At 66.7% G+C, this 13,286-nt stretch carries 12 protein-coding genes; all 12 read left to right on the forward strand.

Going from position 1 to position 13,286, the window contains the following annotated elements:
- Window positions 1-224 precede the first annotated feature (224 nt).
- Window positions 225-1,775: an aldehyde dehydrogenase family protein gene (locus QZV84_RS07645; protein ID WP_292827771.1), complete on the forward strand. Its 1,551-nt coding sequence runs from the start codon at window positions 225-227 to the stop codon at window positions 1,773-1,775.
- Window positions 1,776-1,886: 111 nt separating this feature from the next.
- Window positions 1,887-2,285 carry a DUF779 domain-containing protein gene (locus QZV84_RS07650; protein ID WP_292827774.1) on the forward strand — a complete coding sequence of 133 codons (399 nt, stop codon included), beginning with the start codon at window positions 1,887-1,889 and terminating at the stop codon, window positions 2,283-2,285.
- A 146-nt stretch (window positions 2,286-2,431) separates the two neighbouring features.
- Window positions 2,432-4,069, forward strand: coding sequence for an ABC transporter substrate-binding protein (locus QZV84_RS07655; RefSeq protein ID WP_292827778.1), 1,638 nt, complete (start codon window positions 2,432-2,434; stop codon window positions 4,067-4,069).
- Between the two features lie 94 nt (window positions 4,070-4,163).
- On the forward strand, window positions 4,164-5,252 hold the full coding sequence (locus QZV84_RS07660; RefSeq protein ID WP_292827781.1) for an ABC transporter permease: 1,089 nt from the start codon (window positions 4,164-4,166) through the stop codon (window positions 5,250-5,252).
- A gap of 1 nt (window position 5,253) precedes the next feature.
- Window positions 5,254-6,261, forward strand: coding sequence for an ABC transporter permease (locus tag QZV84_RS07665; protein ID WP_292827784.1), 1,008 nt, complete (start codon window positions 5,254-5,256; stop codon window positions 6,259-6,261).
- Window positions 6,261-7,931, forward strand: coding sequence for an ABC transporter ATP-binding protein (locus QZV84_RS07670; protein WP_292827787.1), 1,671 nt, complete (start codon window positions 6,261-6,263; stop codon window positions 7,929-7,931). Before QZV84_RS07665 ends, QZV84_RS07670 begins: the two co-directional genes overlap by 1 nt.
- Window positions 7,932-8,148: 217 nt before the next feature.
- A complete protein-coding gene (locus tag QZV84_RS07675) occupies window positions 8,149-9,357 on the forward strand; it encodes an acyl-CoA dehydrogenase family protein (RefSeq protein ID WP_292827790.1) in 1,209 nt (402 codons plus the stop codon).
- 172 nt (window positions 9,358-9,529) lie between these two features.
- Window positions 9,530-9,910: a 30S ribosomal protein S6 gene (gene rpsF, locus QZV84_RS07680; RefSeq protein ID WP_292827792.1), complete on the forward strand. Its 381-nt coding sequence runs from the start codon at window positions 9,530-9,532 to the stop codon at window positions 9,908-9,910.
- 5 nt (window positions 9,911-9,915) lie between these two features.
- Window positions 9,916-10,419 carry a single-stranded DNA-binding protein gene (locus tag QZV84_RS07685; RefSeq protein ID WP_292827795.1) on the forward strand — a complete coding sequence of 168 codons (504 nt, stop codon included), beginning with the start codon at window positions 9,916-9,918 and terminating at the stop codon, window positions 10,417-10,419.
- 103 nt (window positions 10,420-10,522) lie between these two features.
- Window positions 10,523-10,777 (forward strand): 30S ribosomal protein S18, encoded by a 255-nt coding sequence (rpsR, locus tag QZV84_RS07690; protein ID WP_091701232.1) that lies wholly within the window; start codon window positions 10,523-10,525, stop codon window positions 10,775-10,777.
- A 9-nt stretch (window positions 10,778-10,786) separates the two neighbouring features.
- Window positions 10,787-11,239, forward strand: coding sequence for a 50S ribosomal protein L9 (rplI, locus tag QZV84_RS07695; protein WP_292827800.1), 453 nt, complete (start codon window positions 10,787-10,789; stop codon window positions 11,237-11,239).
- A gap of 669 nt (window positions 11,240-11,908) precedes the next feature.
- The gene (gene dnaB, locus QZV84_RS07700; protein WP_292827803.1) at window positions 11,909-13,279 is read left to right on the forward strand and encodes a replicative DNA helicase; all 1,371 of its coding nucleotides are present in this window, start codon (window positions 11,909-11,911) and stop codon (window positions 13,277-13,279) included.
- The last annotated feature ends 7 nt before the right edge of the window (window positions 13,280-13,286 follow it).

The raw sequence follows: 13,286 nt of genomic DNA on the forward strand, positions 1-13,286 counted from the left end.
AGGTGCTTCGCGCGTCGAGAAGGTGCTTCGCGCGTCGAGAAGGTGCTTCGCGCGTCGAGATGGTGCGCACCTTCTCGGCGCCAAGTGCACCTGCTCGCGGTCGAATGCACCTTCTCGCGCGGGGCCATGCAACGTGATGCAACGTCCCTCGAACTACCGTCGACGCAACGCCGCGACCCCGCCGTCGCGCACCTGATCCGTCGAAGAAGACAGAGGAGACAGAAATGACCATCGTCGAAGAAGGCGTGTCCAGCGTCTACGCGAACCCCGGCACCCGTGGTGCCGTGGCCGAGTACCGCCCGCGCTACGGCCACTACATCGGCGGCGAGTTCGTCGAGCCGCTCAAGGGCGAGTACTTCGAGAACATCTCGCCGGTCAACGGCAAGGTGTTCACCGAGGTCGGCCGCGGCACAGTCGAAGACATCGACCGGGCGGTGGATGTCGCCTGGAAGGCGTTCGAGTCGTGGAAGCGCACGACCCCGGCTGAGCGCTCGATCATCCTCAACAAGATCGCCGACCGCATCGAGGAGAACCTCGAGAAGATCGCCGTCGCCGAGACGTGGGACAACGGCAAGCCCGTCCGCGAGACTCTGGCCGCTGACATCCCGCTCGTGGTCGACCACTTCCGCTACTTCGCCGGAGTGCTGCGGGCCCAGGAGGGCTCGCTCAGCCAGATCGACGAAGACACGGTCGCGTACCACTTCAACGAGCCGCTCGGTGTCGTCGGGCAGATCATCCCCTGGAACTTCCCCATCCTGATGGCCACGTGGAAGCTCGCCCCGGCCCTGGCCGCCGGCAACTGCGTCGTGCTCAAGCCCGCCGAGCAGACCCCGGCTTCGATCCTGTTCCTGTTCGAGATCATCGGCGACCTGCTGCCGGCCGGCGTGGTCAACATCGTCAACGGATTCGGCATCGAGGCGGGTGCGCCGCTTGCTCAGCACAAGCGCATCCGCAAGATCGCGTTCACGGGTGAGACCACCACGGGCCGCCTGATCATGCAGTACGCGTCGCAGAACCTGATCCCGGTGACACTCGAGCTCGGAGGCAAGAGCCCGAACCTCTTCTTCGAGGATGTCGCACGCTCCACGGATGACGCGTACTACGACAAGGCGCTCGAAGGGTTCACGCTCTTCGCCCTCAACCAGGGCGAGGTCTGCACGTGCCCGTCACGCGCCCTCATCCAGCGCTCGATCTACGACCGGTTCCTCGGCGACGGCCTCGCCCGTGTCGCGAAGGTGATCCAGGGCAACCCGCTCGACCCGGCCACGATGATCGGCGCGCAGGCCTCGAACGACCAGCTCGAGAAGATCCTCAGCTACATCGACATCGGAAAGGCGGGCGGCGCGAAGCTGCTCACCGGCGGCGAGCGCGTCGACCTCGGCGGCGACCTGAGCGAGGGCTTCTACGTTCAGCCCACCGTGTTCGAGGGCACCAACGACATGCGCATCTTCCAGGAGGAGATCTTCGGCCCGGTGCTGTCGGTCACGTCGTTCGACGACTTCGACAACGCGATCGGCATCGCCAACGACACGCTCTACGGCCTTGGCGCCGGTGTGTGGACCCGTTCGGGCGACACCGCCTACCGTGCGGGCCGCGCGATCCAGGCCGGTCGCGTGTGGACGAACACGTACCACCAGTACCCCGCGCACGCGGCGTTCGGCGGTTACAAGCAGTCCGGCATCGGTCGCGAGAACCACCTCAAGATGCTCGACCACTACCAGCAGACCAAGAACCTGCTGGTGTCATATGCCGAAGGGGCCATGGGCTTCTTCTAACCACTCACCGAAACCCCGGTCGTTGAGCGCGGCGAGACGAAACGCGTCCCCAGGCGTTTCGTCTCGCCGCCTCGCGGCTCGCACGACGACCGATCTCCGGAAGGACCTGCCATGGTCAGCACGAGCACATACCAGCGGGTCGCGGTGACGGATGCCGCGGCATCCCTCGTCCGTGACCTCACGAAGCGGCACGGGCCGCTCATGTTCCACCAGTCGGGTGGATGCTGCGACGGAAGCGCCCCGATGTGCTATCCCGTCGGGATGTTCATCACCGGCCCAAGCGACGTGCTCCTCGGATCGATCGATGTCGGACTGGACGATCCCGTCGAGATCTACATGTCGGAGTCGCAGTTCGAGTACTGGAAGTACACGCACCTGACCATCGACGTCGTGCCCGGCCGCGGTGCGGGCTTCAGCGTCGAAGGACCCACCGGGATGCGGTTCCTCATCCGGTCCCGGATGCTGGACGAAGCCGAGCTGGAGTACTTCGGCCTGGGGCCCACGCTGTAGATCGCGGCATCCGGTGCCGTTTCGCGAGAGTCTCAGTCTCGTTACGAAACGTTCACCCGATTGCCGATCGGCACCTCTGCGTCTTAGATAGCGAGAGGGCCACGCACACCCGGCGCGGCCGACTCCTTCACAGCAGAGGTAGCACTATGACACTGCACCACAGCGGGCGTGGCCGTCTCGGCCTTGCCCTCGGCGCCTTCGGCGCCTCGGCACTCCTTCTCGCCGGCTGCGCCGGTGGTGGCGGAGGCACCGCCAGCGGCGACGCCGCATCGGGTGAGCCGCTCATCGTCGGCACCACCGACAAGGTCACGACCCTCGACCCCGCGGGGTCGTACGACAACGGCTCGCTCGCCGTTCAGACGCAGGTGTTCCCGTACCTGGTCAACACGAACTACAACGAGACCGAGGTCGTCCCCGACCTGGCCGAGACGGCGGAGTTCACCTCGCCGACCGAGTACACGGTCACCCTTCCTGCCGGCCTGAAGTGGTCCAACGGCAATGACCTCACGTCGGCCGACGTCAAGTTCTCGTTCGACCGCAACCTCGCCATCGCCGACCCGAACGGCGCGTCGAGCCTGCTGTACAACCTGGACAGCGTCGAGGCGCCCGACGACACCACGGTCGTCTTCCACCTCAAGGCGGAGAACGACCAGGTCTTCCCCTTCATCTTGACGAGCTTCCCCGGCGCGATCGTGGACGACGAGGTGTTCTCGGCCGACGCGATCACCCCCGACCAGGACATCGTCGACGCGGACGCCTTCGGCGGCCCGTACAAGATCACCTCGTACGACTTCAACAAGACCGTTGAGTTCACGCCCAACGAGAACTATCAGGGCCTCCTCGACGCACCCGTCAACAGCGGCGTCATCCTGAGCTACTTCGCCGAGTCTTCGAATCTCAAGCTCGCCGTGCAGGAGGGCGACATCGATGTGGCCTACCGCAGCCTGTCCTCGACGGATGTCGCAGACCTGGCGACCAACGATGCCGTTCAGGTGATCGACGGCCCGGGCGGGGAGATCCGCTACATCGTGTTCAACTTCGACACGCAGCCCTACGGCGCCACCACGCCCGAGGCTGACGCGGCGAAGGCGCTCGCCGTCCGCCAGGCCGTCGCCGATCTCGTCGACCGCAACGCGATCGCCGAGCAGGTCTACAAGGGCACCTACACGCCGCTGTACTCGTTCGTTCCGGACGGATTCAACGGAGCAACCCAGGTGCTCAAGGACCTTTACGGCGACGGTGAGGGCGGTCCGGATGCCGCGAAGGCGAAGGCGACCCTCGAGGCCGCGGGCGTCACGACTCCGGTGAAGCTCAGCCTGCAGTACACCGCTGACGACCACTACGGCCCCTCGTCGGGCGACGAGTACGCCATGATCAAGTCCCAGCTCGAGCAGGACGGTCTGTTCGAGGTCGACCTCAAGTCGACCGAGTGGGTCCAGTACTCGAAGGACCGCACAGCGGATGTGTACCCGGCCTACCAGCTCGGCTGGTTCCCGGACTACTCGGACGCCGACAACTACCTGACGCCGTTCTTCCTGACGAACAACTTCCTGGGCAACCACTTCAGCGACCAGCAGACCGAGGATCTCATCCTCCAGCAGGCCGTCGAGACCGACCCGGCGGTGCGTACGCAGCAGATCGAGGAGATCCAGGCGCGCGTGGGCGAACTGCTCTCCACGGTTCCGCTCCTGCAGGGCGCTCAGGTGGCCGTTGCCGGGACCGACGTCGACGGGGTCATTCTCGACGCGTCGTTCAAGTTCCGCTTCGCCCCGCTCACCAAGTAGCAACGACACGATCGATGGGGCGGCCCGCATGTGCCGGGCCGCCCCATCGATGTCTCGCGTCGGGCATCCTGACCCCCACCGTTAGGCTTCATCCATGACGACGAGCGACGTCGCAGCGGTCGAAGAACCGCCGGCTTTCCTGGCGCAGCGCAGACCGAGATCGGGCGGAACGCTCGGCCGGTATCTGCTGGTGCGGGCGTTGCTGATCATCCCGACCGTCCTGATCCTGGTCACTCTCGTCTTCTTCCTGATCCGCCTCACCGGCGACCCGATCACCGCTGCGCTCGGCGGCCGTCTGCCCGCCGATCAGCTGCAGGACCGCATCCACGAGGCCGGGTACGATCGCCCGGTCATCGTGCAGTACTTCGAATACCTGGGTCAGATCTTCACCGGAAACTTCGGCACCACGATCACCGACAACCGGCTCGTCACCGAGGTGCTGATCACCTACGGCACCGCGACGCTCGAGCTCGTCGTCTATGCACTGCTGATCGCATTCATCGTCGGCATCCCGCTGGGCATGGTCGCCGCGGCCAAGCGCGATCACGCGGCGGATGCCGGTCTTCGCGTGAGCGCGATCCTCTTCTACGCGACCCCGGTGTTCTTCGCCGGGCTGCTCGCGAAGCTCGTCTTCTCCGTGTGGCTCGGCTGGTTCCCGGTGAGCGGGCGAGCCGACGTGCGCACCGAGATCGCGCTCAATCGCCAAGGCAGCACCGGCTTCTATCTGATCGACGCGATCGCCACGGGAAATCCCGCGTACGTGCAGGACGTGCTCTCCCACGCTGTGCTGCCCGCGATGGTGCTCGGTCTCGCGACAGCGGGAATCTTCCTGAGACTGGTGCGCACGAACGTGATCGGAACGTTCAACATGCCCTACGTCGACGCGGCTCGGTCGCGGGGCATCAGCGAGTACCGACTCGTCCGAAAGCACGCGTACAAGCCGGCACTCATCCCCATCATCACCGTCATAGGTCTGCAGATCGCGCTGCTGCTCGGCGGTGCCGTGCTGACCGAGACCACGTTCGAGTGGCAGGGCCTCGGGTTCCAGCTCACGAAGTACCTCGCGGCACGCGACTTCGTCGCCGTGCAGGGCATCGTCGCCCTGATCGCGATCCTCGTCGCCCTCACCAATTTCGTCGTCGATGTCATAGCCGCCTTCCTCGACCCGAGAGTGAGGTACTGACATGGCGCGATCCCAGGCAGGCAGGGTCCGCCTCCTCGACCGACTCCCGGTCGTGCATCAGCTGCGCCAGAGCGTCGGCCTCCAGCGCGGCATGCTCGTGGCCGGCCTGGTGCTGGCCGCGATCTTCGTGCTGCTCGCCGTCTTCGCGGCTTGGCTCGCGCCCTACGGCTACGCCCAGCTGCGCGGCCCCGACGGCCTTTTCGGCGCGCAGCAGCCGCCCAGCCCCGAGCACCTGCTCGGCACGACGGTCGGCGGCTATGACGTGCTGTCACGCACGATCTGGGGTGCGCAGACCGCGCTGCTCGCGATCGTCGTCGCACTCGCCCTCTCGGTGTTCCTCGGCGTGTTCCTCGGCCTGGTCTCGGGGTACCTGGGCGGGTGGCTGGATCGCGTGCTGGTGGTGATCGCCGACGCGATCTACGCCTTCCCCACTCTCCTGCTCGCGATCGTCGCGGCGATCGCGATCAGCGGCGGACAGTCCGGCCTGTGGCCCGGCATCATGGCAGCGGCCGTTTCGATCACGGTCGTCTTCATCCCCCAGTACTTCCGTGTCGTGCGCTCCGAGGTCGTGCGGATCAAGGCCGAGGCCTTCGTCGAGTCCGCGAAGGTCATCGGCGCGTCGACGTCGCGCATCATGTTCGTGCACGTACTGCGCAACGCCACCCGGTCGCTGCCGCTGATCGTGACGCTCAACGCCTCGGAGGCCATCGCGATCCTTGCGGCGCTCGGCTTTCTCGGCTTCGGCATCGAGCCGACCGCCGCAGCCGAGTGGGGCTATGACCTCAACAAGTCGATCGGCGATGTGTCGGCCGGCATCTGGTGGACGGCGATCCCGCCCGGGATCGCGATCGTGCTCGCGATCCTCGGGCTCACCCTGATCGGTGAGGGATTGAACGACCTCGCCGATCCGCGCCTGCGGGCGCGCCGCCGCGCGGGCACGCAGACGCCGGCGGATGCCGTCGCGGCGAGCCAGCCGATCACACGTGAGTTCATGGGAGAAGTGCAGTGATGGCCGCTGCAGCCTCGGCATCCGATTCGCTCGCGGTCGACATCCGCGATCTCGATGTGTCGTTCGCCACCGACGGGGGCGACGTGCACGCCGTCCGCGGCGTCACGCTGGATGTCCGCCGCGGCGAGGTGCTTGCGATCGTGGGCGAATCCGGCAGTGGCAAGACCGTCACCGCCCGGACGATCCTCGGTCTGCTTCCCGAGACGGCGCGCATGGGCGGTGCGGTCGTGCTCGACGGCACCGATGTGGTCGGCCTCGGCAAGAAGGAGCTGCGAGAGATCCGCGGCACCAAGGCCGCCATGATCTTCCAGGAGCCCTCCACGGCTCTGAACCCCGTCTTCACTGTGGGCTGGCAGCTCACGGAGGGTCTTCGCGCCCACGGAAAGTACACGAAGAACGAGGCGCGCGCCCACGCGATCGAGATGCTGCGCCGCGTCGGCATCAGCGATCCCGAGCGCCGCGTCGACGACTACCCCCACCAGTTCTCGGGCGGGCAGAAGCAGCGCATCGTGATCGCGACGGCTCTCGCGCTCGACCCGACGGTGATCATCGCCGACGAACCGACCACGGCTCTGGACGTCACCGTGCAGGCCGAGATCCTCGAGCTGCTGCGGCGCCTGCGCGACGAGGACGGCACGGCGATCGTCCTGATCACGCACAACATGGGCGTCGTCGCCGATCTGGCCGATCGCGTGGCCGTCATGCTCGACGGCGAGATCGTGGAGACCGCCACGGCGACCGATCTGTTCGCCGCCCCCACGCACGAGTACACCAAGAAGCTGCTCGCGGCCGTGCCGCGGCTCGAGATCGCCGACCGGCAGCTGACCGCCGTCGCGGCCGCCGCGGAGCCGATCGTCGTCGCGCAGGACCTGGTGATCGAGTACGCGGGGCGGTTCCGGCGGGCTGCCTTCCGCGCCGTCGATCGGGTCAGCTTCACCATCAAGCCGGGCGAGGTGCTGGGCCTGGTCGGTGAGAGCGGCTCGGGCAAGACGACGATCGGTCGCGCCATCGCAGGCCTCACCCCCGTCGCCGGCGGGTCGCTGCGCGTGCTCGGCATCGAGATGCTCGGCGTGAAGGAGCGTGTCTTCAAGCGGAAGCGCAAGGAGCTGGGCTTCGTCTTCCAAGACCCGGCGACCAGCTTCAACCCGCTGCTGACGATCGCACAGAACGTCGCAGAGCCGCTCATCGTGCACACCGACGTGAGGGATGCGGCTGCCGCTCGGTCGAAGGTCGACGAGCTGCTCGAAGCCGTGCAGCTGCCCAAGGCGTTCGGCGACAGATTCCCCCACGAGCTGTCCGGCGGTCAGCGTCAACGCGCCTCGCTGGCGCGCGCTCTCGCGCTGGACCCCAAGCTGCTGATCGCCGACGAGCCGACCAGCGCCCTGGACGTGTCGGTGCAGGCGCGCGTTCTGGAACTGTTCCGCGAGCTGCAGGAGCGCTTCGGCTTCGCGACCCTCTTCATCACCCACGACCTCGCGGTCGTCGACCTGCTCGCGCACACCATCGTCGTGCTGCATGACGGCGAGGTCGCCGAGACGGGAACCACCGCGGACGTGCTGGGGAATCCGCAGGACCCCTACACGAAGAGACTCATCGCCTCGCTGCCGGTGCCCGACCCCGTCGAGCAGGCCGCTCGCCGGGCCGTGTGGAACGCGACCCGCGAAGCCTGATCCAGACCGGCACGAAACCGCCCAACAGCATCACCGCGCGCCAGGGGCCTCGCGCGGGCACGGGGAGGTCGTGCCGTCCGCGGGCGAGCCGGTCATGGTCGGCAAGACGCGTCCCAGGAGGCAAGATCGTAGTGACGGAATGATCGACCGAAGTGACCAATGACCGAAGTGACCAATGACGGAAGTGACGATTGACAGAAGTGACGAAGGAATCGGAATGAGCGCGCGAGACCCTGAAGACATCGTGGCCCTGCGCGCGGCATCCGACGTTCTGGGAATCGACGCGCTGCTGAGCGACCAGGAGCGTGCGGCGCGCGACCGTGTGCGTGCCTTCGTCGAGGCGGAGATCCGCCCGCACATCGCGGACTGGTTCGCTCGCGGGCACTTTCCCGTCGAGCTCGCCCGCGCCTTCGGCGAACTCGGCGTGCTCGGCATGAACCTCGACGGCTATGGATGCCCCGGCCGCAGCGCCGTGGAGTACGGTCTCGCTTCTCTCGAGCTCGAAGCCGGCGACTCGAGTCTGCGCACGTTCGTGTCAGTGCACGGTTCGCTCGCGATGGGCTCGATCCACCGCTGGGGCAGTGAGGAGCAGAAGAAGGAGTGGCTCCCGCGCATGGCCGCCGGCGAGGTGATCGGCAGCTTCGGGCTCACCGAGCCCGGCGCGGGCAGCGACCCGTCGAGCATGAAGACCTTCGCCCGGCGCGACGGTGCCGGCAAGGACACCGACGATTGGGTGCTGACCGGGTCCAAACGCTGGATCGGGCTCGCTTCCGTCGCGCAGCTGACCGTCGTCTGGGCGCAGACCGATGACGGCGTGCGCGGGTTCATCGTGCCGACCGATGCTCCGGGGTTGCACATCACCGCGCTCGAACCGAAGCTGTCGATGCGCGCCTCGATCGAGACCGAGCTGCACTTCGACGACGTGAGGCTGCCGGCATCCGCTTTGCTTCCCGGTGCGCGCGGGCTGCGCGGCCCGTTCTCGGCGCTGAACGAAGCTCGGTACGGAATCGCGTGGGGTGTGCTCGGCGCGGCGCGGGACAGCTACGAGGTGGCCCTGCGCTACGCGCTGACCCGCGAGCAGTTCGACCGGCCGCTCGCCGGGTTCCAGCTCACCCAGCAGAAGCTCGTGAACATGGTGGTCGAGCTGCAGAAAGGCGCGCTGCTGGCCCTGCACCTCGGACGCCTGAAGGATGCCGGCGAGATCACGCCCGCGCAGATCTCGCTCGGAAAGCTCAGCAACGTGCGCGAGTCCCTCGCGATCGCCCGGGAAGCCCGCACGATCCTCGGCGGCAACGGCGTGCTGCTCGAGCACTCTCCGACCCGTCACGCCGCGAACCTCGAGTCGGTGCGCACCTACGGGGGCACCGACGAGGTGCATACTCTGATCCTCGGCGAGCACCTCACCGGCATCGGGGCCTTCCGATGACGAACGGTGCCTGGTGACTGAACCACTGCGATTCGGGCTCGCGCGCGGCATCGGGTAGTATCGGAGGGTTGTCCGCTTGCGCACCCCTGTGTGCGAAGCCGGACGACGTGCACACACCCTCCTGCTGTCGGGAAATGCCCGGCAGCCGTTCTAGTCCGAAGGAGGTGGGTCAGTGACGCACCAGTACGAACTCATGGTCATTCTGAACCCCGAGATCGATGAGCGACAGGTCCCCGCGATCCTCGACAAGTTCCTGAAGGTCATCACGACCGACGGCGGCTCGATCGACAACGTCGACATCTGGGGCAAGCGCCGTCTCGCGTACGAGATCCAGAAGAAGAACGAGGGTGTCTACGCCGTCGTCGCCTTCACTGCGAGCAGCGCCGCGACGCAGGAGCTCGACCGTCAGCTCAAGCTCAGCGAGCAGGTCATGCGCACCAAGGTGCTCCGTGCCGAGGAAGCGATCGCCCTGATCGAGTCCGAGCGCGTGCGCGCCGAGGAGAAGGCCGCCCGCAAGGCCGCCCGCCCGGCGAAGATCAAGCAGGACGCGTAACGACGATGGCCGGCGAGACGATCATCACCGTCGTGGGAAATCTCACGGCCGATCCCGAGCTGCGCTACACGCAGAACGGACTCCCCGTCGCGAACTTCACCATCGCCTCGACGCCGCGCACGCTCGACCGCGCCACCAACGAGTGGAAGGACGGCGAAGCGCTGTTCCTCCGCGCGAGCGTGTGGCGTGAATTCGCCGAGCACGTGGCCGGATCGCTCACGAAGGGCTCCCGCGTCATCGCGACCGGTCGCCTCAAGCAGCGTTCCTATGAGACGAAGGAAGGCGAGAAGCGCACTTCCATCGAGCTCGAGATCGACGAGATCGGTCCCTCGCTCCGCTACGCCACCGCACAGGTGACACGCGCGGCCGGAGGCGGGCAGTCCCGTGGCCAGGTCGCGGACGAGCCTTGGTCGACTCCGGGCAGCCGCACCGCTCCCGCGGCCGGCGGCACCTCCGGTGGAGACTCGTGGGCCGCCCCCGGCGCCTACGGCGACGACACTCCGTTCTAGAGCACCGGTGGTCGAGTAGGCGCGCCAGCGCGTATCGAGACCCAGACGATTCCCGGAAGCCTCAGGACGAGGCATCCGATCTTCTTCAAGTAAAGGAAAAGCAATGGCTGGAAAGTCAAGCGGCGACCGCCGCAAGCCGCGGAAGGGCGCGAAGAACGCCGCTCCCGCGAAGCCGACCCGCGTCGGCGTGATCGACTACAAGGACGTCGCGACGCTCCGCAAGTTCATCTCGGAGCGCGGGAAGATCCGCGCCCGTCGTATCACCGGTGTCTCCGTGCAGGAGCAGCGCCTCATCGCCCGCGCCATCAAGAACGCGCGCGAGATGGCACTTCTGCCCTACGCCGGCGCCGGCAGGTAGGGACTCGATATGTCGAAGCTGATTCTCACGAACGAGGTCGCCGGGCTCGGTAGTGCCGGTGACGTGGTCGAGGTCAAGAACGGGTACGCCCGCAACTACCTCATCCCCCAGGGCTTTGCGGTGGCGTGGAGCCGCGGTGGCGAGAAGCAGGTCGCGTCGATTCGCGCCGGCCGTGACGCCCGCGCGATCCACGACCACGAAGAGGCCGTCGCACTCAAGGACGCCCTCGAGTCGAACAAGGTCAAGCTGAGCGTCAAGGCGGGTGCCGAAGGGCGCCTGTTCGGGTCGGTCAAGACCGGCGATGTCGCCGACGCCGTGAAGGCCGCAGGCCTGGGCGATCTCGACAAGCGCAAGATCCACATCACGTCGCCGATCAAGTCGGTGGGCGAGCACGAGGCGACGATCCGCCTGCGTGAGGACATCATCGCCGTGATCACCCTCGTGGTGGTCGCCGCGAAGTAAGTCCAAGGCTCGAGCTGAGCTCGCAGTGCGCGATGTGAATCTCCGGTGATCGAGTAGGCGCGTCAGCGCCGCATCGAGATCAAGGCATGATGGATGCCGCAGCCCGGCCCTCTCGCGAGGGTTCCGGTCTGCGGCATCCATCATTTCGGTTCGCCGCTGACCGACCGCGGGATCATCGACGTTAGCCCACCCCTGCCGATGTGTCCACCCATGTCGGTGTGCGGCCGAGCGCTTCCTGTGAAATCTGTACACAGGCGGTCGGTATCAGACGGAACCTTCAAGCGGGACTTCAATCACATCTCAACTCACCACGGTGCTTTCAGAAAACCGCAGGCCAAGCAGAAGTATTTTCTTCAGATCCGACTGCTCTCGACACTTCTCCACAGGTGTTGTGCACAGGGTTCGCGGCGTTTCGCGCAGTCTCTCCACAGAGTTATCCACAACCGCTGTTGCATGTCGTGAAACCCCTCTCTAGCGTGGGGTTCGGCCCACGGGGGGACTAGCGCACGACACGTCGGCGCCGGCGGATGTCGGAGCTTGGTGATGTGCTCACACCACGACGAGAGGGATGCCGCCGCATCCGGTTTCGTCCCTTTGGAGCGCGCATGAACGCGCAGTGTCCCGTGAGATCTGCTGTGCGGTGGCCGGACGACGTGGAGGAAGGTGCATATGTCGATCGCCGACATCTCGGAAGAGCGCCTGGGCGGGCAGCGTCGAGAGCACGAGCGCACGCCGCCGCATGATCTTCTCGCCGAGCAGAGCGCGCTCGGCGGCATGCTGCTGTCGAAGGATGCCGTCGCCGATGTGATCGAGACCCTCCGCGGCGCCGACTTCTACGTCCCCAAGCACGAGCTGATCTTCGACGCCGTGCTGACGCTCTACTCGCACGGCGAGCCGACCGACGTGGTGGCGGTCACGGATGAGCTGATCAAGACCGGCGAGCTGCAGCGCGCCGGCGGCGCGGACTACCTGCACACGCTCACCTCGATCGTGCCGACCGCGGCGAACGCCGGCTACTACGCGTCCATCGTCGCCGAGCGCGCGCTGCTGAGGCGGCTCGTCGAGGCGGGCACCCGCATCGTGCAGCTGGGTTATTCGGGTCAGGGCGAAGCGCTCGACCTGGTCAACAATGCGCAGGCCGAGATCTATGCAGTGGCCGGTCACGAGAGCGCCGATGACTACGTGCCGCTGACGGTCGCGGTCGACGCGGCGGTCGAAGAAATCGAAGCGGCCCGCGGCCGCGAGGGGCAGATGACCGGTGTGCCCACCGGCTTTCTGCAGCTCGACCAGCTCACCAACGGTCTGCACCCGGGTCAGCTCATCATCATCGCCGCGCGACCCGCACTGGGCAAGTCGACGCTCGCGCTCGACTTTGCGCGTTCGTCGGCGATCAAGCACAATCAGCCCACGATCTTCTTCTCGCTCGAAATGGGGCGCAGCGAGATCGCGATGCGTCTGATGAGCGCCGAGGCCTCGGTGCCGCTGCAGGCGATGCGCAAGGGCACGCTCGACTCGCGGGACTGGACGACGATCGCGTCCGTGCGCGGTCGCATCAACGACGCGCCGCTCTACATCGATGACAGCCCGAACATGACCCTCGTGGAGATCCGCGCGAAGTGCCGTCGGCTCAAGCAGCGCGAGGGTCTGAAGATGGTCGTCATCGACTACCTCCAGCTCATGACCAGCGGCAAGCGCGTCGAGTCGCGTCAGCAGGAGGTCAGCGAGTTCTCGCGCGCGCTCAAGCTGCTCGCCAAGGAGCTTCAGGTTCCGGTCATCGCCCTGTCGCAGCTGAACCGTGGTCCCGAGCAGCGCGCCGACAAGAAGCCGGCGCTCTCGGATCTGCGTGAGTCGGGCTCGCTCGAGCAGGACGCCGACATGGTGATCCTGCTGCACCGCGAGGCCGCGTACGAGAAGGAGAACCCCCGCGCGGGCGAGGCCGACTTGATCGTCGCCAAGCACCGCAACGGTCCGACCGACACCGTGACGGTCGCTTTCCAAGGCCACTTCTCTCGCTTCGCCGACATGGCGGTCGGGCTGTAGCGCGCGT

Source organism: Microbacterium sp., from assembly GCF_011620715.1.
Classification (GTDB): Bacteria; Actinomycetota; Actinomycetes; order Actinomycetales; family Microbacteriaceae; genus Microbacterium.